Genomic DNA, 18,907 nt, shown 5'->3' on the forward strand with positions numbered 1-18,907 from the left:
GGGAAAAAAACGGTCTTCCAAGCTCACCCGTCAAATTTTTGCCTCGATTTGTTGCTGTGGCGCTGTTTTTTGAAGAGTTTTTGCATTCCTGCTCCCTTTCGGGGGCCGCCATGGCTGGAGGGCCGTCGGAGCCAGCGCTTTCAGAGGGGGCGGACTTCGCTTGTGGACGAAGGTTCCGAAGTGAGTTTTCGGGCGGGCCAGGTAGCCACAAAAATGCCCAGCAGGGCGATCGCGAAGGCCAGCGCCTGCATGGATGTGACCCGTTCGCCCAGCACGCACATGCCGACCAAGGCGGCGCTGATCGGCAGCAAAACCGTGAAAGTGCCCGCCTGCGAGGCTGGCACGCTGCGCAGGCCCGTCATCCACAGCCATACGGTCCACACGCAGGCAGCCAGGGCGTAGAACAGCAGCAGTCCCCAGATGCTCCATTGCACGCTGCCGAAGTCGAAGTGCCAGGCCAGATACAGCCCGAAGGGAGTTGACAGCGCAAATCCCCAGAGGTTGACGATGGATGTGATGCGTTTGGGCCCCAGGGATGTGGTCAGGCGCTTGCCGATCACGGCGTAAAACGCCTCGCAAAGCACGGCGCCGACGAGCAGCATCTGCCCCAGCCATGCCTGCGACGAGGTCGAAGAGACTGCCGCGGTGCCCGCGTCGGGGCGCGACAGTGCATACAAGCCTATGCCGGTCACAGCCAGTGCAATGGCCAGCCAGGTACGCGCGGCCACGCGCTCGCGCAGGAAAAGCCAGCTCATCAAGGCCACGGCGGCCGGAATGGCGGCCATGGTCACGCCTGCCGTGACGGCGCTGGTCAGGCTGACGCCGGTAACCATGCAGATGGTGAAGAGGAAGTTGCCGAACAGCGACTCCAGGAACAGCAGTCCTTGTGTGCGGCGCGGCAAGGGAGCCTCGTCAGCCGGCTTGCGCAGCCATCGCAGCATGGCGATGGCTCCTATGCCAAAGCGCAGCCAGGCCAGCAACAGCACCGGAAAAATGGCGGCCAAGGGCTTGGATAGGGCGACATAGCTGCCGACCAGGGACATGCTCAGCGCCAGGCAGGCATAGGCAGATCTGCGATGGGAGGTGTTCACGGCTTGTGGAGTTTGGGGCGGCGGTAGCGCTGCCTGAACGCGCGATGGTACCTGCGGGCACGGCAGGCACCCGTGACATACCTGTGTCGCGAATGCTTGCCATGCTGTGGCAATTTTTCACTGCATGGAATCTTCTTTTTGCATTGTGAAAAATTGGATTGCTGCGTTGCGCCATTTTTTCTCAATACGAGAAATGCAATTTCATATTGAAAAATATGAAAATAAGCTGTTGATTTTTATGAAGAAAAATTTAGTCTTGTATAAGACACAAGATGTTGATCGGGTCTTCTATAAGACTTAAATTTGATCCCAAGGCCGACGCAAGAAAGCCGCTTGTTTCAACAACCTCCCAGGAGAGCAACATGCCCCAATCCCTGACCCAGCAACTGAGCCGCGAACAACAGATTTCCGCCCTTGAGAAAGACTGGGCGCAGAACCCCCGTTGGAAGGGTGTCAAGCGTGGCTACAGCGCCGCTGACGTGGTGCGTCTTCGCGGCAGCCTGCAGCCTGAATACACGCTGGCCCAGCGCGGCGCGGAACTGCTCTGGGACAGGATCAACGGCGGTGCCAAGAAAGGCTACGTGAATGCCTTTGGCGCCATCTCTGCGGGCCAGGCCATGCAGCAGGCCAAGGCCGGCCTGGAAGCGGTGTACCTGTCGGGCTGGCAGGTGGCTGCCGACGGCAACACCAGCGAAACCATGTACCCCGACCAGTCGCTGTACGCCTATGACTCGGTACCCACCATGGTGCGCCGCATCAACAACACCTTCAAGCGCGCCGACGAAATCCAGTGGAGCCGTGGCATCAACCCCGGCGACAAGGAATTCATCGACTACTTCCTGCCCATCGTGGCGGATGCCGAAGCCGGCTTCGGCGGCGTGCTCAACGCGTTCGAGCTGATGAAGAACATGATTGCCGCTGGCGCGGCAGGTGTGCACTTCGAGGACCAGTTGGCCGCCGTGAAGAAGTGCGGCCACATGGGTGGCAAGGTGCTGGTGCCTACCCAGGAAGCCGTCGAGAAGCTGATCTCCGCGCGCTTTGCCGCCGACGTGATGGGTGTGCCCACCATCGTGCTGGCCCGTACCGATGCTGAAGCCGCCAACCTGATCACCTCCGACCATGACGCCAACGACAAGCCGTTCCTGACCGGCGAGCGCACGCAGGAAGGCTTCTACCGGGTCAGGAACGGCATGGAGCAATCCATCAGCCGCGGCGTGGCCTACGCACCCTATGCAGACCTGGTGTGGTGCGAAACCGGCGTGCCTGACATCGGCTTTGCCCGCGAGTTCGCCCAGGCCGTGCATGGTGCCTGCCCAGGCAAGCTGCTGAGCTACAACTGCTCGCCCTCGTTCAACTGGAAGAAGAACCTCAACGACAGCCAGATTGCCTCCTTCCAGGAAGAGCTGTCTGCGTTGGGCTACAAGTTCCAGTTCATCACGCTGGCCGGCATCCACATCAACTGGTTCAACACCTTCCAATTCGCCCACGCCTACGCCAACGGCGAAGGCATGAAGCACTACGTGAACATGGTGCAGGAGCCCGAGTTCGCCGCACGTGAGAAGGGCTACACCTTCGTGTCGCACCAGCAGGAAGTGGGTGCGGGCTACTTCGACGACGTGACCACGGTGATTCAGGGTGGCTCGTCCAGCGTGAAGGCACTGACCGGCTCCACGGAAGAGGAGCAGTTCCACTGAAGCGCAGCTGTAGTGAGTCGAACTTCAGGTAGATAGGGGTGAGAAAGCGTCCGGGGCCTTGTGCTTCGGGCGCTTTTTCTTTGCTGGGGAGTGAAATAACCATTGTCAGGCTGATGCGCACGACTGGCGGTGTTCGGCCAATAGCCGCCGGACGCTGCGGACTTGCGAGCGACGGCTTCAGGCTTGAACCGTCAGCCTCCTCGAGCCCTTCAGGCACCCGCTATTGCTGAAAAACCCCCATTGTGAGTAACCGCGATGTGCACTGAAAATTAATCGATTTCTGGCTTTATCGTTACAACTTGTACAATCTCACGAGTTACACATCGCTCGCCTACGAGCAACAACGAATTGCCTTCGATTGAGCAACGGTGTTTATGGAGGAATGCTTTGACCATTGCTACAGGATCGGCGGAAGTTCTGCTCGTTGCCAACAAGCTGGGCCTCACTGAGACGGGGGGCGGACACGGAGCTAAGGGCGTTGACTTTCAACGATGGTGGGCTGTTCTCAGGATGGTCGAACTGGAGCAGTCAAATGCCCCCGACTTCTTGCTTCTTTTCGAGGCAGTCCAGGACGTCACCGAGCTCGATTCCATTAACGCACCTACCAAGGCCGTTGTTTACCAAGTCAAGAAGAAGGACACTGGAACTTGGTCCTGGTCAGTGTTGACCGGTACCTCCGCGCCAAAGCAGCCGAAGACCACCAAGAAGAAAAAGAACGTCGCCCCCGCCGCACAAGTACCTACCGCAACCCCAAGCTTCGACAAAGTTGGCGACAGTGTCCTCGGCAAGCTCCATCTGAGTTTGACTGCGTTCGAAAAATTGCCAGTTGAGGGTTTCTTCATCTCAAACGCCGGTTGTGACGTCCCACTCGCCTCCGGGGCGAATGCAGCAACATCGCTGCCGTGCTCGCTATCAGACTTGGCAGCCGACCACGCACAGCTCCTGACCGACGCGCTCCACACTCTAGGCACTTCGGGCGCGCAGGCTCCAGATCTCAAGAAGGTGCGAATCGCTCGTGTGGCAATTCACCCCGATGACCCTTCCGCGCCAGCGGTGACAAAAGCCTTAGACTGGCTAACACCACCGATCCACGAAGCGCGCGCAGATGATCGCTGCCGCCAATTTCAGCAGCGCTTCGTGGATATCCAGCCGTCGTTCAAAGCGGATTCGCAGCTTGCCAAAGCCTGCAAACCAGCTGTGCGTCCTCTCCACCACCCACCGGTGTTTGCCCAGCCGCTCGCTGCTCTCAATGCCTCGTCTGGCAATTCGGCCAATGATGCCCCGCTGCCTCAGGTGGGCTCGGCATCGCTTGAAGTCGTAGCCTTTGTCGGCGTGCAGCTTTGCCGGTCTTCTACGGGGACGTCCTGGCAGGCCAGCAATCGCAGGAATCGCGTCCACGCACCTCTCGAACATCTTGGAGTCGTGCCGGTTCGCGCCGCTGACCAAGATCACCAGCGGGATGCCTCTGGCATCTACGACGATGTGCCGCTTGGAGCCGAGCTTGCCTCTGTCCGTGGGGTTTGGGCCCGTTTCCTGGCCCCCCGGGGGCTTGGTACCGAGGAGCCATCAATGCTGGCCCGGCTCCAATCGATTTGGTCATGTTCACGCAAGCGAGTCAGCATGGCCTGGTGCAGCTGCTCCCAGACACCAGCGGCGTTCCAGTCGCGTAGGCGCCGCCAGCAAGTCATGCCGCTGCCGTAGCCCAGGGATTGGGGAAGGTCTTCCCATGGAATGCCTGTTTGCAGCACGAACAAGATGCCGTTGAGGGCGGCCTCATCGCTGACTGCGAGCTTGCGCGCACCGCCTTTGGCAGAAGGCACGAAGGCTGGGATCAGGGGTTGTAGCTGTCGCCACAGTTCTTTGCTAACGGGTCGTCTTGCCATGAGGGCAGCGAGCATAACTGCTCTGCGGGGGCCTGTGACGAAGTGGTGTTAGCCACTCTTAGAGCTGCTTACACAACGCAGCCCAGGGCACGCTGCACAGGCTCGAGCGTTTGTAGAGTCGCTTGTCATGAAGATATCTGCGCTAGGTCGGCACACGGCGACGTGCGCGACATTTGGGCTGCTGCCGGTTTCGATGACACCTTGTTAAGGTGGCAGATGAAACCGGAGGTGGTTAATGGAGAGAAGAAGGACATTCAGTCGCGAGTTCAAACTCGAGGCGGTCAAACTGGTCGTTGAGCGTGGCGTGTCTGTGGCCCAGGCAGCCAAAGACTTGGACGTTCACGAGAACGTGCTGCGCAAGTGGGTGCGTGAGCTGAGGCAGGAGCCTCAGGAGGCGTTCCCTGGCAACGGCAAACAAAAGGCGCAGGATGCTGAGATAGCACGGCTGCACAAGGAAGTGGCCAAGCTCAAGATGGAGCGCGACATATTGAAAAAAGCCGCGGCCTACTTCGCGAAGGAGTCGATGTGAAGTTCGGCTTCGTGGCGAAACACCGAGGGGCCTGGCCGGTCAATCTGATGTGCGAGGCGCTCGGTGTCTCGCGAGGCGGCTTCTACGCCTGGCTCACACGACCCAGGAGCCGGCGTAGCCTCAGCGACGAGGTGCTGGGTGCGCAAGTGCATCAGAGCTTTGTACGCAGCGACCGCACCTACGGCGCACGCCGTGTGTGGCACGACGTGCTGGAGCAAGGCCAGACCTGTGGGCTGCATCGTATTGAGCGGCTCATGCGGGAGCAGGCGCTGCGTGCGAGACCGCGAAGGCGTGGACTACCCAAGGACCGTGGCGCGCGTGGTGCTGTGGCTGACAACGTGCTGGACCGTCAGTTCCAGGCAGATGGTCCGAACCAGAAATGGGTGGCCGACTTCACCTATATCTGGACGGCAGAAGGCTGGCTTTACGTAGCTGCGGTACTGGACCTGTACTCCCGTCGAATCGTGGGCTGGTCGATGCAGGAGAGCATGACCTCGCAGCTCGTGGTGGACGCGCTGATGATGGCTGTGTGGCGCCGGGGCAGGCCAGTGGCACTGCTGCACCACTCGGACCAGGGTAGCCAATACACAAGCGAGCACTTCCAGAGGCTGCTGGACGAACAGGGCATCACTTGCAGCATGAGTCGGGCTGGCGAGGTCTGGGACAACTCGGCCATGGAGAGCTTCTTCAGTTCTCTGAAGACCGAGCGCACGGCCCGTAAGGTGTACAGGACACGAGGCCAGGCCCGCTCAGATGTGTTCGATTACATCGAGTGCTTCTACAACCCGACGCGTCGGCATTCGACGCTCGGATATCTCAGTCCCGTACAGTTCGAGCAAGCTCAAGAAGCTTAGGTCGGTGTCAACGAGACCGGCAGCAGCCCAGCCCGACCTCTCGGGCAGTGGAGGTCCACGCTCCTTACTAGCCTACTACGCGGCGATTTGGCGCACGGCGCACGGCTCTAACGCCACGTACGATATTCCGGTAGTCATCGATTCCCCCAACCAGCAGGCGCAAGATGACATCAACCTTCCGGCAGTGCTTGAGTTCATTGCTAAGGACTTGCCGGACGATATCCAGCTTATCGTAGGTCTCGAGACGAGCACAGAATTTCCGTTCGATTACGAACTACACCTCGAGCGGAAGTACTCGGTCCTCATCGAGGAAGAATGGGATATTACATACAGCAAGGTTGAGCCCTTGCTTCACGCGATGTATACCAACTTATTTTCTCAACCAGCCAAAGATAAGCAGGAATAGCGTGCAAGCGGCATCTAATTCAACGAGAGGTTTTAGTTGTGGTGTCAGTGCAACCGGTCTATCTCAGTGCTGTAGTACTCACACAGCCGCGTGTGGCAATGGCAGCAATCGCGGAAAAGTGGGCGCCATTGGGTGACGTTTCGGATGACTGCGTGGGGAGCTATAAGAGACGGTCGCGGACTGGTCAAAAGTGAACCCTCGACACCCAAACTTTGTCGTAGCATGAGGGATAAACGTCATGTTGATGAATCAATATTAAGCACTGACTATTCTGACATAACTTGCATCACGTCAGAACTGTCGCTGAAAATCCCTGTACAACCAGTTTTATATTAATAAATAAAAAATTTATGCTGCCTATCAATCGCAATATTCGCTCAAAAAGCAACCTATTCTTCTATATTATAGGGAATAACGGTTCAGGGAAAAGTACCTTTTTAAATAGATGTACTCAGATATATTCCGAAGATTTCGGAAAAATAGTAGCTTTGCCCTGCGGGATGTTGGATCGGTTTGAGCCAAAGTCAAATGGAAAGGTGCATTACCTGGGGTATCGCTCAAAACAAAATGCGGTTTTCCTTACAACCTTAAATAAAAGTATCACGTTATTGATATTAGCGTTGTTGAAGAACAGCAAAAAAGCGTTGATCGAGACTGTCCTAGAAGACTTGCATATGGAGCTATCTTTCTCTCCTGCAGCGACGATGTGGGACAAGCGTACTCCGCAGACCCGCCGGGCAAGTGAAATCCAGCGTGCAGCTGCCGAAAGCGCGATTGAGCGTTGCAAGAAAATCGATTGGCGACAGATTTCAGTAAACGATGCAGATATTCTGGAGCAGTGTCTGCGTCTCGATTTGCGTTTTTTCTGCAAGCTTGGTCCAAAAGACAAGCCGGATCGCTATTTCCCAGAGGATTTGAGTTCAGGGTACGTACAAAAAATTCGGTTGCTGCTTACGGTGGCCCAGGAGGCGGAAGACAATTGCCTAATACTGATTGACGAGCCAGAGATCAGTTTGCACGTGACATGGCAGGCAGAATTGCCCAAGTTGTTCCGCTCAACCCTTTCATCTCTTACAAAATGCGTGGTGGTAGTTGCAACCCACTCGCCTGTAATTATTTCAAATACGACGCAAGAGCTAGACTTCATTTATACGATTCCAGATGGTGAAACCGTCACATCGCAGGAAATCCCTGCAAATATCGAAAAACTTTTATTTAAGCAATTCCACTACCTGTCCTTGTCGAGTAGCATCGTGCCGGAGACATGCGCGCGAGTTCTACACAACCTGACCCATGATACGCTGACTGCAGCCCAAGCGCGACAGGAACTAAATAATTTCTATGAAAACGATCTAACGCCGCGTGACAAGAATTTTTTGGAAAAAGCGCTAGAAATTATCGATATCACCAACAATCACGATGAATAACCTGATCGACCTTCTTCCCGATCCGACTGGAGTTGATTTAAATGAAGCGCAAACCTTAGATAAGCTTCGGTGGGAAACGATCTATGGCGATATAGCAACCGCGCACTCTTGGGCGTTTTTTTCGACCGGAGGTAAGCTGCCGACGATATCGCTACCTAAAATCCCAACGCCTGATCACATTGCTTATAAGAATAAAGCAGACACGTTTTTTTTAACGCTGCAAAACGGCAACGATAAATGTTTGAGCAAGACCAAAAAGTTACTGCGAACTCATTTGACTGAGCGACAACGAGGTTTCTGCTGCTACTGTCGCCGACAACTTTATTTGCATGGCATGGCCATTAACATTGATCACGTCGTGCCTAAGACGCCAAATACCAAATCAGCACTTGCGCAGCACCATGCGCGTAAACTCTGTTTTGATATTGAGAATCTAGTGGTTTGCTGTATTGATTGCAACGTTGCCAAAAAGACCGAAATTCATACTTTTCATCCTAATCTAGCGAATTATGCAGACTATATCTCGTACAAGATCCTCATTTCTCCCGAGAATAATATAATTACTTACAAAATGTCAGCGACGCCTGGTCAATCAAGAATTGCCAAAGAAATATACGATGTATTCAAATTATCGCGGCTAGAAATGCGACAGAAACTTGCTGCCTTGAAATATGATGATTTCATACTCTCGATTGAGGCAAGCATGATTGCTGCAGATGATGATGTTGAATTGCGGATAAAACTACAGGAATTGGCAGGCATGTATATTGATAGTTTGGTTTGATTTTTTAGAGAAGTCGGTGAGTACTCGCCATCTATTTGCACGTTGCAATTATCGGAAATCATGTGAAATCGCCCGGAAATTTAAGCGTTAGTCGCCGATAGGTTTAATACATTGCCATGTACTGTCCCTAAAATCTGCGCGAAATGCTGCTGACTTGCCAACGTTCATCGCGAATTTAGCTTTGATCTTTGTAGTTCTAAGGTAGATAACCTAACTACAAAAGAATTCGCATCAATGGTGTTTTCGGCCCAGCTGCTTTCCGTCCGCATTTGGTCAGGCAGCGCCAGTCGTACGCCGCTCGGTAGTAGCTGTTTGCAAGGGATTCCATGGCGGCGCGTGATGCGATAGTTAAGGACTCGAGGTGTCTTTCAGTTGGCTAAACCAAGAGGCAATTATTCGATGGCGAGCTGAAGGAGTAAGCATTCTCAGTGCCAAGAGAAGCTCCGCTATATCGTCATCTTCACAATATAAATAGGCGAGTGGAACACCTAGTACTTCTGCGATCAGCCGCGCGGTCTTCACAGGCGGCTCATGTGTTCCTAACTCATATCTGCTAATGCGGGCACGGCTTGATGACTCATCAATGCCGATTAGCACTCCTATTTTTTCTTGAGGCCACTGCAGGGCTTCACGCCGAGCACGCATGCGGCGTCCTACGACGTTAGATAGCTCCAAGGGTACAGACTTCATGTAGCGAGTTTCGTTACACTGTGGTAATCTGTCGTCACGAAAAACGTTACATATATAAGAGCTTGATTATTAAACTGTCGACAGAATTCTTCTTAAATCTGTGAGTAGCTGGTTAAATATATTTCATTTTCTGATTTTTGTTTAGTGTAGATAAATTCTGGTGTTTTGAGAAAATCTGCTTGTGACTTTTTATTTCAACCTGGAGGATTAGATGGATTACGAATACAAGGTCATTGACGTAGCCGATGGGGCGATCAGCTCGCTTTTACTTGGAGAGGGCCGAATCGAAACAGAAGTTCTGGAGGCCTATATCAATGCTATGGCATCGGAAGGATGGCGCTTGGTTTTTATGGAAAAGGTCATGCAAAGGCATCTCGTCGTTGCAGATAGGGAAACCTTGATGATTACTTTTGAAAGGAGGGTGCCGGAGTCCGAGCGCGTCGCAAGAGCCGCGAGGTGCATTGACGATGTGATTCGTGCTGAAGACGCAGCCAAGCGAAAGGGGCGTGGAGCTGCTGTTGGGGCAGCGGGCATGGTTGCCGCAGGGGCGGTGTTGAGCAATCTACTGAACGAGGAATAAATTGAACTTGAACCAGAAAATTGCCGAGAGAAGGGCGCAATTGCAAAAGGAAGAAGCAGCCCAGGAGGCACGCAAGCGGCAGGAGGTGCTTGAACAGAGGCAAAGGGAGCAAGCCCAAGAGAGGGCGATCAAGGAGTCTGCCGAGAAGGAGGCGGCGCAGAAGATTCAGGAGATCGAGGCCCAACTGCATGGCACCAAGGAGCAAGTGTCAACTGATGCAGCTCCCGTGCTGGATGAGAGAGTAAGCCAGGAGGCCAAGAAGAAGGTAGATGCACATATCAGTGCGCTTGCAGGAAAACGATTCACCAAAGGAGAAAACTGGGCATTTGGCCTCCTCATGTTGGGAACCGTCCTTGGTTTCTTTATGGCGTGGTGGTTTGGTCTGGGAATGCTGATTTGGACTTGCTACTACGTCACCAAGGTCAGCAATCGTCACGAAGCCGAGATCAGGGCCGAGTTGGGGCAAGTTAATGAAGGGAGCAAGGAATGAAGAGGATTTCAACCGCGATCATGCTTGTGGGCATCGTTATGCTCATCCTCGCCTTGGGCAGCGATGTGGCTGTCGATGGTATGGGAGGGCGACGGATCACGAACAATGGCTTGATGCATGACCGCTTGGTCAACATCATCCTGAGCGTGACCCTGATCCTGGGCGGTCTGCTGCTGAAGCTGTTCGGGGACAAGCTGTCAGGGCCCTATCTGCAGGTCATTGATCAGTTGCCAGCGAGTGAGTACTTAGACTGGCTAACACCACCGATCCACGAAGCGCGCGCAGATGATCGCTGCCGCCAATTTCAGCAGCGCTTCGTGGATATCCAGCCGTCGTTCAAAGCGGATTCGCAGCTTGCCAAAGCCTGCAAACCAGCTGTGCGTCCTCTCCACCACCCACCGGTGTTTGCCCAGCCGCTCGCTGCTCTCAATGCCTCGTCTGGCAATTCGGCCAATGATGCCCCGCTGCCTCAGGTGGGCTCGGCATCGCTTGAAGTCGTAGCCTTTGTCGGCGTGCAGCTTTGCCGGTCTTCTACGGGGACGTCCTGGCAGGCCAGCAATCGCAGGAATCGCGTCCACGCACCTCTCGAACATCTTGGAGTCGTGCCGGTTCGCGCCGCTGACCAAGATCACCAGCGGGATGCCTCTGGCATCTACGACGATGTGCCGCTTGGAGCCGAGCTTGCCTCTGTCCGTGGGGTTTGGGCCCGTTTCCTGGCCCCCCGGGGGCTTGGTACCGAGGAGCCATCAATGCTGGCCCGGCTCCAATCGATTTGGTCATGTTCACGCAAGCGAGTCAGCATGGCCTGGTGCAGCTGCTCCCAGACACCAGCGGCGTTCCAGTCGCGTAGGCGCCGCCAGCAAGTCATGCCGCTGCCGTAGCCCAGGGATTGGGGAAGGTCTTCCCATGGAATGCCTGTTTGCAGCACGAACAAGATGCCGTTGAGGGCGGCCTCATCGCTGACTGCGAGCTTGCGCGCACCGCCTTTGGCAGAAGGCACGAAGGCTGGGATCAGGGGTTGTAGCTGTCGCCACAGTTCTTTGCTAACGGGTCGTCTTGCCATGAGGGCAGCGAGCATAACTGCTCTGCGGGGGCCTGTGACGAAGTGGTGTTAGCCACTCTTAGCGCGCTGGGTCACGGCCATCCTGTCCTCTGCCTGTGTGTGGGTGCTGCTGCTCATGTATCTCTGGCCTAAGACGAGCGTGGCGGCTGCGCTGCTTGCTGCTATGGCTTGGTGCTCGTTCCTTCCGCAGGCGACCTACACCGTGCTCAAGCGGGTCTGGATTGGCACTTTGTTGCTGGCGGTGGGGATGGCGACCTGGCACTTGATTGCCTTGTTCAGCACAGGTGTCAACGCGTTAACGCTGGGATTGATATCGGAGGGGGTATCTCTGATAGGAACGGGACGTTTGCTGCCTTTGTTTTCTGTAATGCTCGGAGTGCCTTTGCTGGTGTCAGTTGTGGGGTTCGCTTTCACCACGCTAAAGATGAAAGCAAATTGAAGGAAATTGCTTTTCAGCTTGGCTGTTGGCGAGGGGGTGCTGTAGGTAGAGATTTTTCTTGTAACATGTGGGGTCTTTTTGAAGAGATAGTCTATTGACATAGGAGCCTGCATGACTGCACATGAAGTAACAAAATGCAATGATCCAATAATCCGTATTTATGAAAAAAGTTGCCCATCACTTTCGAAAAGGAGCATCCTTACTTATGAGGTTGGTGTGCGAGAGTCGGAAGGAACCTTGCATTTGCGGGTGATAGGTAATACGGGGCGCGGAAATTGGTCAAAAGGCTGGGTGTGTGGTCGAAGAATTGATGGAGCTGTTATAAACCAAGATTGTTTGAATGGAAAAAAATTCCACGAATTGCAAGAAGGAAAATCACGAAATACTGGAGGTTTTATACTGGCAGCTCTATTTAATATAGGCCTGGTTCGTAAGCGAGGTGCTCGTTTCTATGAGCATATACCGGGAACAAACTTTAAGAAAGTACTAGAGATACGCTTGAGAGAAGAAAAGGCGAGATAAAAGTCGCTGAATGTGGTGGCTTGATGATTTTACTGTATGCCCGCCCTGGAGAAATCCTCGGCGGGCTTTATTTTTCTAACAGAAAGGAGTTTTATGCGCGTTTATGCAGATTCCCTATCTATTCATGAAGCCTGCGGCCAAGCCCGGTGCACCGAACTGGATAACTTGATCAGCCTGCGTATTGAAGAGTTGGCCGAATATGAGGTGGATGACCTGTCCAGTCTCATCAAAATCCTGGTTCTAGAGCCTAGCGATTCATTGACTACTGTTGATGCGGAACTGGGTTTTTCACTTCTTGGTCGCCATTGCGATGTCGCCGAAAGCCATCGGGAATGGTTCGAGCTGACCCTGGTGCTCAGTGATGGCGGCTTCGGTGTCGTGATCTACGTGCCCAAGCATGCGGATCTTGATCCCCTGCTGACGGCCTATTGCGCCAGCCAGGTGAGGGCCACATCACAGTGACCCGCCTTCATCACCCACCACCTGCCGCCCATCGAGGCGGCTTTTTTTTTTGTCTGAGGGCGTTTTGCCACCTTATCTGATAGGCCACCTGCCTATCGCATCGATCTACCAAGGAGAACTTTATGAGTGAATTCGAAGCGACAGAAATCGGGCAGCAACCCGTATCGATCGACAGCATCTACAACGGCAAGTGCCTGTCAGTCTCGGGCCGAAGCACGCTCACCTACACGGTGGGCCAGGGCAAGGGCGACAACGCGCTGTACCTGCGTATCGCCGATAGCACCGGCAACGGCGTGTGGTGCAAGGACTGGGCGCCAGCCTCGGCCATCGAGGCGATCGTTTCGGGAGCGCAGGAGCTGACCGCCAAGAGCTTCCATAGCCTGCATCCAGGCAAGTCCATCAACACAGGCGGCTTCGTGCTGGCTGCGCTACGGGATCTTGGGCTCATCCGGCCGGGCGAGGTGAACACGCGGCTCCATGAGCATGTGCCCGGAGCCACGCTGGAGGGGATCACGCGCAACCCGCCCAAGGCGAAGGACGAGGGCAGTGCCGCCAGCATGGCAGGGAAGTCGCGCCGGAAGGCAAAGGAGGGGGCTTGACCCCGGGCATACAGGCCGCCTTGGTTACGGTATTGGTACTGGGAATGTGGTTCAATGCTACACGCCCCATGTCCATAGCTGCTGCCGCTGCGCTGACCTTTATGTATCCCCTGTTGCTGATCGTGATTCTGGTTGGTGCGGGCGCTGCCCTGTGGGTGGGCTACCTTCGGAAATAGCCTGAGCCAAGCTCCCGGAGGAAGTCCGCTCCAGCCTCTGCGCCCTGGGGGGCGAGGGTTGGGCCATGGCGACGTGCGACGGCCGCCCCATGAGGGGGGTGATCCCGGACCCCTGCCGGGCTCGCCTGGGAGCAACCTGGGCACCAGCCGGGGCGACGCGGTGCTGCCCAGCCCCCCCGGCCACCCGGGCCCCGGGGGGCGCTACCCCTCCCCGAACTCCGCCACATCTGCCACGGCGCCACCCGCCGGGCCATGCCCTGCAACAACGTTGCGGCGTTGCGGATGTTGCGGATTGGGACGGGGCTGCGGGAAAAGCGCAAAAATGCTGCCTCAGAGCAGTTTTGTAGCGGAAAAGAGACGTTCCTGTTTTTTTTTCGTTGCCCGTGGCTTCTCTGCTTTTGAGCAGTTTAAGGCGTTTTGCCCTCTGCGCTCCTTCACAGAAGTGCTTCTTTCCTAAGCAAAAAAAAATTCCCCAGCTAGAAGTGCTTCCAAGCCAAGGAATTTTGTTTTCCTTGTTTGGTGTGCCTCCATTCCTTAGATTTTTACAGCTCGCTTCTAGAAGGCTCTCTATTCCTAGAAGAAATTCAATCCCATGCAGAAGTACGTTAAGGCTTATATATTTTAATTTCCTTGTTTGTTGTGACTCCATTCCTATTGATTTGATTGCCGTGATCCGATAATTGACCTAGGTTTTTAAGGGGGATCATGGCGGGTTAAGTTGCATGGGTTGCGAGGTTTGTATTTAGAATTCAGTCCTGGATAGCTGCCTGCACGCAGCGAACCACGGATTGGCCAATCCATCTTCTCAACCGCGTAATTTCAAAGCAACCGAAAAATTTCAAAGGATGGATCATGAAAACTAAGCCTGTGAGTTCAACTTCGTCGATCATTTCAAAGAGCCTGGACGCGAATAATGTCGAGCCGTTTGAGGGTGCGATCGATTGCGGCATGCTGATGACTGAAATTATGCGTGCCATCAAAAATCACGTGGTCATATCGGATGATGATGCCTTGATTGTGGGGCTATGGTGTATTAATACATGGTGCTATAGAGATTTTCAGCGTTGCCCTCTGTTGCTGATTAACGCTCCAGAGAAAGAATGTGGGAAAACTCAGCTGCTAAAGGTGGTGGAGAAATTTGTGTTTCGACCAATAGAGTCAGCCAATATTACGTTGGCAGCACTTTTTAGGTTGATCACTAATTTCATGCCCACGCTACTGATCGATGAAGCAGACACATTTATGGAGGGGAAAACAGAATTTGCTGGGGTGGTGAACAAGGGCTACGAAAAAGGAGGATTTGTCTTGCGGGTAGAGGCCGTGGGGAAAGAGCTTGTCGAGCGTGCCTATGTGGTTTATGGCCCTAAAGTCATGGCCGGAATCATGCTTGAGCGGCACTTGCCGAGCGCCACAATGAGTCGAGGTATCCAGATTCCCATGAGGCGCAAGACCAAGGGCGACAATGTTCAGCGCTTGCGTTCTGCCGATCCAGAGGTTTTTAGAGGCCTGCGTTCTCGTATTCTGAAATTTGTTATAGATAACAAGGACGCCTTGGCGAAGGGCTGGGATGAGATGCCACAGGAACTCAGTGATCGCCAGCAAGACAATTGGGAGCCCTTGCTAGCCATTGCAAAGTGCCTTGGCGAAGAGTGGTATCAAAAAGCGTGTGAGGCAGCCCTGAAAAACTGTGAAGAAACAGCGCCGCCTAAGGCCTCTTCCAATCAATTGCTGGAGGATATCCGCGAGGTCTTGTCTGACTATTCGGAAAAGTACATCCCGTCGGCATATTTGTTGCAAAAGCTCCATGACGCTGAGGATATGGACTGGGGTACCTACAGTGGCGGTAAACCACTTTCGGCGCGTCAGCTGGCAAAATTCATGAGTGCCTATGGAGTAAAGACCAAGACTGTGCGCATGAAATCGGACTTTACACCCAAGGGCTATGAGGTGCGTGATTTTGCTGATGCCTTTGCACGGTATCTGCCAGAGTTGCCAAGTGAACTGCCCCCGGAGGAAGAGAAACCTCTGCGTACAGGAAATCCGCCGATTCCAGAGTTCTGAAATAGTGATCGGGGGCCCCGCCACAGTGAAAGGTGGTGTGCTCACTTGTGAAGCCAGTGGTGGCCGTTGCCTCTAGTTTTCAAGTGATTTTTCCTAAGCCGATGATTTTGATCATCGTCGATTCCTGCGGTGATGGTCTCTGCGGGACTGTTCCGCATCTTTGTTAACCCATTTTCTTGTGAATAGCCACGCCCATGTGGAGAGGCGTTCGTGCGTCTATTGCTTTGGCGCCGATCTCCATGGGCGCGGTTCTTTATCAATCAACTTCATGAAAGGAGAGGCTGTATGCCCATTGTCAAACTCAGTGCGCAGTTCGTGCGTGAAGCGGTTTGCCCGCCCGGAAAATCCAAGGTGGACTATTACGACAACGCACTCAAAGGGTTCATCCTGGAGGCTCGACCTTCAGGTGGCAAAACCTTTTACCTGCGCTATCACGATAGCCACGGCAAGCTGCGCCAATGCAAGATCGGTGACGCTGCTGCGGTCAGCTACGACAAGGCCCGGCAGAAGGCCATGCGGTTGCGCTCGGAGGTGGAGCTGGGCGGCAATCCGCTGGAGGAGCGCCAAGCCTTGCGTGCGGTGCCGACCTTGGCCGAGTTCATCCGCGATACCTATGTGCCGCACATCCACCTGCACCGGAGGAATTTTCAGTCCACGCTGAGCTTCATCAAGTGCCATGTCCTGCCGCGTTTTGGAGCCAAGCACCTGGACGAAATCACGACCAACATGCTGGCCGAGGCTCACCAGGATCTGCGCACGAAGGGCTACGCGTTGGCTCATGCCAACAAGATACCCATCCTGTTCAAGATCATGTTCAATCTGGCGAGGAAGAAAGGCATCCCGGGAAGTGAGTCCAACCCTGCCGACGGTGTGGTGCTGTTCAACCCGAACAACGCGAAGGAGCGGTATCTCAGCGCGGCTGAGACCCAGCGCCTGCACGAGGTCTTGTCCCGGTGTGGTTCCCCCCAGTTGAAGAGCATCGTTGCTCTTTTGCTGCTGCTCGGATGCCGCAAGCGTGAGCTGCTGGATGCACGTTGGGAAGACGTTGATCTGGAGCGGCGCAACTGGCGCATTCCTCTGACCAAGAGCGGGAAAGCCCGAAGCATTCCGATCTCTGACAGGGCTCTGGAGGTGTTGCGAGGGCTGCCACGTTGGAGCGGATGCCCTTATGTGATTCCCAACCCGGATACCAAGCGGCCGTTTGGCAACCTGTTCTATCTCTGGGATAAGGTCCGCAAGGAGGCAGGGATCGCAGACCTGCGGATGCATGACCTGCGCCACACGTTCGCGAGCAATCTGGTGAACTCGGGGCAATCCATCTATGTGGTGAGCAAACTTCTTGGGCACTCCCAGATCAAGACCACGGCGCGCTACAGCCACTTGGCTGACGAGACGCTGATGTCTGCTGTAGATGCAGCGGCAAAAGTGGTGGACACAAGTTGGAGGCCCAGTGCCTAAAATTTAGCAGAGGTGGCGCACCCCGCACGCGATCACCTGCCCATTGCGTGGGGTTGGGAGAGGTGTGGCGACTGGGCTGCGGGCAACGGTGCCACAGTTGATCAACCGGCAACAGGTCACTGTGTGGGCATGGCGTCTTCCTCTCGACGTTAACGCCTGAGCAGGTTTTCACTGGGTCAATACAGTCGCGGGCAGGTCCATTAAGATTGAGCGCGCCCTGCACGCTCTGGCAGTAGTGAAGGTCACATCGATGCGCGCATGCAGGAGCACAGCTGGATGCTGGAGGAGGTGCGCGTGAGCTTCTTCGCCCAGGAGCTGCGCACGCCGTACCCGGTGAGCATCAAGCGGCTGGACAAAGTCTGGCAGCAACTGCAGAACTAGCGCAGCATCACCAGCATCTCGACCACGCCGGTCTGGCCTTGGGGCTGGTCATGCCCATGCATGGCCTTGCCGATCACCGTCCCCGGCACCGGAGTGGTCGGCGCCCTGGCCGCATGGCCCGGGATGCTGGCCGACACCAGGAGGTCGCCGGCCTGTATGGGGCCGCCCTCCAGCGTCACCTTCACCGGCACGCGGCCTGCCAGCGCCAGCGCGGGCAGGTTCGTGGCGTCCTGCACATCCGCATTCATCAGCACGCCGGGCCGCGTGGTCACCACGCCGGCGACCAGCGGGCTCTGCGCGCCGCTGGACAGGCGGTAGTGCAGGGGGTGGTCGGGGTCGATCTCCACCACGTCGCCGGGCTGGGGCAGCGGGCCTTGGGTGTCGATCACCTCGGCAATGTCGGCGCCGCCGGTCTGGGTGCCGTTGTTGAAAAAGCCCCTGCCGGTCTTGTCTATGCGCGCCACTTTGGTGCCGGACGAGGTCAGCACCGCCAAGTCCTGCGTGTTGGCTCCGCCCGTCACATGCACCGCAGCGCCGCTGCCCGTGGTCGAGACCTCCAGGGTGTTGAAGGTGTTCGCCGCATTCTGGTTCTCGAAGCGGCCTGCAACCCCCTGGCCCCCATTGATTCCCACTTGGCCCAGCACGCCGATGGCTCCGTCGGCGCTGGTGACGAAGCCACGCACGCCGTAGCCGCCCGGGCCATCGTGGCGCCCCACGACGGCGCCAATGCCCTTGCACCTGTCGGGCAGGACATCTTTGCAGCCGGTGCCGCTTTGCCGTCCGACAATGGCTTCTCCAGAGGAGTTGTCGCCCACGAAGGCCGCCGAGGTGCGGACATCGGTTCTGCCATGGACGGAAAATCCTGATCCTGTATCGACCTGGATGCCGGCCCCGTTGCCTGTGTGCTGGACCCTGATGGCGGCGGCCGAATTGCCTGCTGGCAGTTGCACGCTGATGCCGCCGGCGCTGCCCGACTGGTTCAGGGCGAACAGCGGCACCACCGAACCGACCGTGGCGGAATAGGGCAGGGAAAAGCCCGTGGTGGTCGGGCAGGGGCCCACAAAGCCCAGGGTCACGTCGATGCACATGGGCCCCGTCTGCTGGGCCAGGCCCTGCCAGCCGGGAAGGGCAATGCGCCCGTCCTCCTGCACGCGCAGCCGCTGCGCGCCGCCCGCGCTGTCGGTGACGATCAGGGAGCTTCCTGCGGACGGCTGGACCACCACATCGGCTGCCTGTGCCGGAGCGAATGCCGAGGCCATTGCGCAGGCCAGGGCCAGCACCAGCGGTGGAGTGGTGCGTGAGGTGTTCAAGGGCATGT

18 protein-coding genes and 2 pseudogenes are annotated in these 18,907 nt (G+C 55.7%); 14 read left to right on the plus strand and 6 right to left on the minus strand.

Going from position 1 to position 18,907, the window contains the following annotated elements:
- Positions 1 to 140: 140 nt before the first annotated feature.
- Complete coding sequence (locus U6958_RS12710; RefSeq protein ID WP_074924168.1) at positions 141 to 1,091, minus strand: DMT family transporter; 951 nt, start codon at positions 1,089 to 1,091, stop codon at positions 141 to 143.
- A gap of 362 nt (positions 1,092 to 1,453) precedes the next feature.
- Here U6958_RS12710 and aceA point away from each other — a divergent pair, with 362 nt between their 5' ends.
- Both aceA and U6958_RS12720 read left to right on the plus strand, forming a co-directional pair.
- Entirely contained in the window at positions 1,454 to 2,785 is a 1,332-nt protein-coding gene (gene aceA, locus U6958_RS12715; protein WP_074924165.1) for an isocitrate lyase, read from the plus strand.
- Positions 2,786 to 3,172: 387 nt separating this feature from the next.
- Positions 3,173 to 3,745: pseudogene (locus U6958_RS12720) on the plus strand (dsDNA nuclease domain-containing protein); the annotation flags it as partial.
- Between the two features lie 114 nt (positions 3,746 to 3,859).
- Here U6958_RS12720 and U6958_RS12725 read toward each other — a convergent pair.
- Positions 3,860 to 4,668, minus strand: a protein-coding gene (locus tag U6958_RS12725) for an IS5 family transposase (RefSeq protein WP_085930546.1) whose coding sequence is annotated in 2 segments (ribosomal slippage) — positions 3,860 to 4,338 and positions 4,338 to 4,668 — 810 coding nt in all. Because the reading frame shifts where the segments join, the coding sequence is not laid out codon by codon here.
- 235 nt (positions 4,669 to 4,903) lie between these two features.
- Here U6958_RS12725 and U6958_RS12730 point away from each other — a divergent pair.
- The 4 genes from U6958_RS12730 to U6958_RS12745 all read left to right on the plus strand — a co-directional run bounded on the left by U6958_RS12730 (position 4,904) and on the right by U6958_RS12745 (position 8,668).
- Positions 4,904 to 6,051 (plus strand): IS3 family transposase gene (locus tag U6958_RS12730; RefSeq protein ID WP_089577556.1). Its coding sequence is split into 2 segments (ribosomal slippage): positions 4,904 to 5,165 and positions 5,165 to 6,051, totalling 1,149 coding nucleotides; the frame shifts between segments, so codons are not numbered across the junction.
- A 4-nt stretch (positions 6,052 to 6,055) separates the two neighbouring features.
- Entirely contained in the window at positions 6,056 to 6,457 is a 402-nt protein-coding gene (locus U6958_RS12735) for a hypothetical protein (protein WP_074924415.1), read from the plus strand.
- Positions 6,458 to 6,807: 350 nt separating this feature from the next.
- A complete protein-coding gene (locus tag U6958_RS12740) occupies positions 6,808 to 7,884 on the plus strand; it encodes an AAA family ATPase (RefSeq protein WP_074924413.1) in 1,077 nt (358 codons plus the stop codon).
- Positions 7,877 to 8,668 (plus strand): HNH endonuclease, encoded by a 792-nt coding sequence (locus U6958_RS12745; RefSeq protein WP_143044728.1) that lies wholly within the window; start codon positions 7,877 to 7,879, stop codon positions 8,666 to 8,668. Before U6958_RS12740 ends, U6958_RS12745 begins: the two co-directional genes overlap by 8 nt.
- Before the next feature lie 348 nt (positions 8,669 to 9,016).
- On the opposite strand, the gene U6958_RS12750 is transcribed toward U6958_RS12745, so the two are convergent.
- A complete protein-coding gene (locus tag U6958_RS12750; RefSeq protein WP_074924411.1) occupies positions 9,017 to 9,358 on the minus strand; it encodes a helix-turn-helix transcriptional regulator in 342 nt (113 codons plus the stop codon).
- Positions 9,359 to 9,569: 211 nt separating this feature from the next.
- Here U6958_RS12750 and U6958_RS12755 point away from each other — a divergent pair, with 211 nt between their 5' ends.
- Together U6958_RS12755 and U6958_RS12760 are read left to right on the plus strand one after the other, a co-directional pair.
- On the plus strand, positions 9,570 to 9,938 hold the full coding sequence (locus U6958_RS12755; RefSeq protein ID WP_074924409.1) for a DUF4177 domain-containing protein: 369 nt from the start codon (positions 9,570 to 9,572) through the stop codon (positions 9,936 to 9,938).
- A 7-nt stretch (positions 9,939 to 9,945) separates the two neighbouring features.
- A complete protein-coding gene (locus U6958_RS12760) occupies positions 9,946 to 10,428 on the plus strand; it encodes a hypothetical protein (protein WP_143044727.1) in 483 nt (160 codons plus the stop codon).
- A gap of 254 nt (positions 10,429 to 10,682) precedes the next feature.
- Here the strand turns inward: U6958_RS12760 and U6958_RS12765 are convergent.
- Both U6958_RS12765 and U6958_RS12770 read right to left on the minus strand, forming a co-directional pair.
- Positions 10,683 to 11,491 (minus strand): IS5 family transposase gene (locus U6958_RS12765; protein WP_085930546.1). Its coding sequence is split into 2 segments (ribosomal slippage): positions 10,683 to 11,161 and positions 11,161 to 11,491, totalling 810 coding nucleotides; the frame shifts between segments, so codons are not numbered across the junction.
- Between the two features lie 195 nt (positions 11,492 to 11,686).
- Entirely contained in the window at positions 11,687 to 12,031 is a 345-nt protein-coding gene (locus U6958_RS12770; protein ID WP_143044667.1) for a hypothetical protein, read from the minus strand.
- 10 nt (positions 12,032 to 12,041) lie between these two features.
- Between U6958_RS12770 and U6958_RS12775 the strand changes: the two genes are divergently transcribed.
- The 6 genes and pseudogenes from U6958_RS12775 to U6958_RS12800 form a co-directional block, all read left to right on the plus strand.
- Positions 12,042 to 12,452 carry a hypothetical protein gene (locus U6958_RS12775; RefSeq protein WP_143044668.1) on the plus strand — a complete coding sequence of 137 codons (411 nt, stop codon included), beginning with the start codon at positions 12,042 to 12,044 and terminating at the stop codon, positions 12,450 to 12,452.
- Positions 12,453 to 12,488: 36 nt separating this feature from the next.
- A complete protein-coding gene (locus tag U6958_RS12780; RefSeq protein ID WP_143044669.1) occupies positions 12,489 to 12,914 on the plus strand; it encodes a hypothetical protein in 426 nt (141 codons plus the stop codon).
- 122 nt (positions 12,915 to 13,036) lie between these two features.
- Complete coding sequence (locus U6958_RS12785) at positions 13,037 to 13,513, plus strand: hypothetical protein (RefSeq protein WP_074923473.1); 477 nt, start codon at positions 13,037 to 13,039, stop codon at positions 13,511 to 13,513.
- A gap of 1,028 nt (positions 13,514 to 14,541) precedes the next feature.
- Entirely contained in the window at positions 14,542 to 15,750 is a 1,209-nt protein-coding gene (locus tag U6958_RS12790) for a DUF3631 domain-containing protein (protein WP_083393671.1), read from the plus strand.
- A 285-nt stretch (positions 15,751 to 16,035) separates the two neighbouring features.
- Positions 16,036 to 17,208, plus strand: a complete 1,173-nt coding sequence (locus tag U6958_RS12795; protein ID WP_074923475.1) for a site-specific integrase — start codon at positions 16,036 to 16,038, stop codon at positions 17,206 to 17,208.
- A 237-nt stretch (positions 17,209 to 17,445) separates the two neighbouring features.
- Positions 17,446 to 17,589 (plus strand): annotated as a pseudogene (locus tag U6958_RS12800) (DUF3418 domain-containing protein); the annotation flags it as partial.
- On the opposite strand, the gene U6958_RS12805 reads toward U6958_RS12800, so the two are convergent.
- Positions 17,586 to 18,905, minus strand: coding sequence for a hypothetical protein (locus tag U6958_RS12805; RefSeq protein ID WP_074923476.1), 1,320 nt, complete (start codon positions 18,903 to 18,905; stop codon positions 17,586 to 17,588). The pseudogene U6958_RS12800 and the gene U6958_RS12805 overlap by 4 nt on opposite strands.
- Between the last annotated feature and the right edge of the window lie 2 nt (positions 18,906 to 18,907).

Origin of the sequence: Delftia lacustris, from assembly GCF_040267515.1 — a bacterium.
Taxonomy (GTDB): domain Bacteria; phylum Pseudomonadota; class Gammaproteobacteria; order Burkholderiales; family Burkholderiaceae_C; genus Comamonas; species Comamonas tsuruhatensis.